1 protein-coding gene is annotated in these 825 nt (G+C 62.1%); it reads right to left on the bottom strand.

Annotated elements, in window-relative coordinates; all coding sequences use genetic code 11:
- On the bottom strand, positions 1–825 hold an 825-nt coding region (locus tag EN935_RS38315; protein ID WP_164771837.1), incomplete at both ends, for a magnesium transporter.

The following is an 825-nucleotide window of genomic DNA, read 5'->3' as shown; positions in this document are numbered from 1 at the left end:
TTGATGATCATCGCCGCCGCAATGATGCCGCCCAAATTGGGGTCGCGGAACCAGGCAGCGGCAACGATGCCGATCAGGATGGCGAAGACGATGCCGTTGATGAAGCCGACGCCCATCTCGCGGCGGATGATGCGGCCGGCATTGTAGATGTCGAGATCCTTTGTCGCCAGCGCCCGCACCGTGACCGTCATGGTCTGCGAGCCGGCATTGCCGCCCATGCCGGCGACGATCGGCATCAACACTGCCAGCGCCACGATATGTTCGATCGTGCGGTCGAACAGACTGATCACCGATGCGGCCAGAAATGCCGTCAACAGATTGATCAACAGCCATGGAACGCGCGAGCGCGATGTGGAGAGAACACTGTCGGACAGTTCTTCATCGCCGACGCCGCCCATGCGCATCAGATCTTCCTCGGCCTCCTGCTGGATGACGTCGACCACGTCATCGATGGTCAGCACGCCGACCAGCCGCTCGTTCTCGTCGACGACGGCGGCCGACAATAGGTCATACTGTTCGAATTCCCGCGCCGCCTCTTCCTGATCCATGGTGGCGGGAATGGCGTGCCGTGTCTCATGCATGACCTCCTCGACCTTGACCGCGCGCCTGGTGCGCAGGATCTGGTCGAGGTCGATGGCGCCGAGCAGTTTGAAGGTCGGATCGATGACGAAGATCTGGCTGAAGCGCTCAGGCAGGTTCTTGTCCTCGCGCATGTAATCGATGGTCTGGCCGATCGTCCAGAATGGCGGCACCGCGACGAACTCGGTCTGCATGCGCCGGCCGGCCGTCTCTTCGGGATAGTCGAGCGAGCGGCGCAGCCTGATC

Source organism: Mesorhizobium sp. M7D.F.Ca.US.004.03.1.1, from assembly GCF_003998635.1.
GTDB classification, from domain to species: Bacteria; Pseudomonadota; Alphaproteobacteria; order Rhizobiales; family Rhizobiaceae; genus Mesorhizobium; species Mesorhizobium loti.
This window is presented reverse-complemented; position numbering and strand designations above follow the sequence as displayed.